Here is a 2004-nt window from a genome sequence, read left to right as displayed (position 1 = left end):
TATTGCTTGTAACCCACCCAAAAACAATCGAAAAAGAAAAAAGTAAATCCCTTAAAAAAATCTTCGCACGAAAGTAACATTTTTTTATCTTTGAAATGAAATGAATTTTTAAATGAAAATAAAACAAATTCTCACAATTCTAGAAGAAATGGCTCCTTTGGCGTATGCTGAAGATTTTGACAACGTAGGATTATTAGTTGGAAATCAAGAAAATGAAGCAACTGGTGTTTTAGTTTGTCACGATGCGCTAGAAAGTGTTATTGACGAAGCCATTGCAAAAAACTGTAATTTAGTAGTATGTTTCCATCCTATTCTATTCTCAGGATTGAAAAAAATAACTGGGAAAAATTATGTTGAACGTGCTGTAATTAAAGCAATTAAAAACGACATTGCTATTTATGCTGTTCATACTGCATTAGACAACCATAAAAATGGTGTAAACAAAATTTTCTGTGATGCTTTAGGATTGAAAAATACCAAAGTCTTAGTTCCAAAGCAAAATTTTATTCAAAAATTGATCACTTACACAACGCCAGAAAATGCCGACAAAGTTAGAAATGCATTATTCGAAGCTGGCGCTGGAACTATTGGGAATTATGACAATTGCAGTTTTAATTCCGACGGATTTTCGACTTATCAAGGGAATGAAAATAGCAATCCTGTAATTGGAACCAAAGGCGAATTAACGCAAACGGATGAAATCAAAATCGAAGTTACCTTTGAGAAACATTTACAGTCTAAAATTTTAAAAGCTTTGTTCTCAAATCACGTTTATGAAGAAGTTGCTTATGAGATTTACGAATTACAAAATCAGCATCAAAATATTGGATTAGGAATGATTGGCTCGCTAGAAACTCCAATGTCTGAAACTGAATTCCTTACCTTCGTAAAAGACAAAATGCAATGCGGAAGCATTCGACACAGTGCTTTTTTAAACAAAAACATCAGTAAAGTCGCGGTTTTAGGAGGTTCGGGAAGCTACGCAATTAAAAATGCCATTCAAGCTGGAGCCGATGTTTATCTAACAGCCGATTTGAAATATCATAACTTTTACGAATCTGAAAACCAAATACTTATAGCCGATATTGGTCACTTTGAAAGCGAAAGATATACAAAAAATTATATTGTTGATTTTCTTAAAGAAAAAATTACTAATTTTGCAATCGTTTTATCAGAAGAAAATACAAATCCAGTTAAGTACTTATAAAATATGGCTACTACAAAAGAATTGAGCGTTGAAGAAAAATTAAGAGCGCTTTTCGATTTACAAATTATCGATACCAGAATTGACGAAATTAGAAACGTAAGAGGTGAATTGCCTTTAGAAGTTGAAGATCTTGAAGATGAAGTAGCTGGTTTGACTACTCGTTTAGAAAAATTACAAAGTGATTTAGTGACTATTGAAGATAGCATTAAATCTAAAAAAGCAGCTATTGAAAATCACCAAGCTGCTATTAAAAAATATACAGAACAACAAAAAGACGTTCGTAACAATAGAGAATTCAACTCTTTAACTAAAGAAGTAGAGTTTCAAGAACTTGAAATTCAACTTGCTGAAAAGCAAATAAAAGAAATGAAAGCTTCTATTGAGCACAAAAAAGAAGTAGTTGCAAATTCTAAAGAAAAATTAGAGCAAAAATCAACTCACTTAAAACATAAAAAAACAGAATTGAACGATATCATGTCAGAAACTCAAAAAGAAGAAACATTCTTAACTGAGAAATCTGCAGAATATGAAGCACAAATCGAAGAGCGATTAATTGCAGCTTACAAAAGAATTCGTTCAAGCGTAAGAAACGGTTTAGCTGTAGTTTCTATTGAGCGTGGCGCTTCTGCTGGTTCATTCTTTACAATTCCACCACAAATTCAAGTAGAAATTGCTTCTAGAAAGAAAATCATCACCGATGAACACTCTGGAAGAATTTTAGTTGATGCAGCATTGGCAGATGAAGAAAGAGAAAAAATGGAAAAAATATTTGCAAAAATGTAATATCAAAAATCCTT

At 31.9% G+C, this 2004-nt stretch carries 2 protein-coding genes; both read left to right on the top strand.

The features are described 5' to 3' along the window. The first annotated feature begins 112 nt into the window (after positions 1–112). Positions 113–1207 carry a Nif3-like dinuclear metal center hexameric protein gene (locus DIU01_RS01620; RefSeq protein ID WP_290831514.1) on the top strand — a complete coding sequence of 365 codons (1095 nt, stop codon included), beginning with the start codon at positions 113–115 and terminating at the stop codon, positions 1205–1207. 3 nt (positions 1208–1210) lie between these two features. After that, a complete protein-coding gene (locus DIU01_RS01615; protein ID WP_290831513.1) occupies positions 1211–1990 on the top strand; it encodes a hypothetical protein in 780 nt (259 codons plus the stop codon). The last annotated feature ends 14 nt before the right edge of the window (positions 1991–2004 follow it).

The sequence above is a fragment of the Flavobacterium sp. genome (assembly GCF_003525665.1).
Lineage (GTDB): Bacteria > Bacteroidota > Bacteroidia > Flavobacteriales > Flavobacteriaceae > Flavobacterium.
This window is presented reverse-complemented; position numbering and strand designations above follow the sequence as displayed.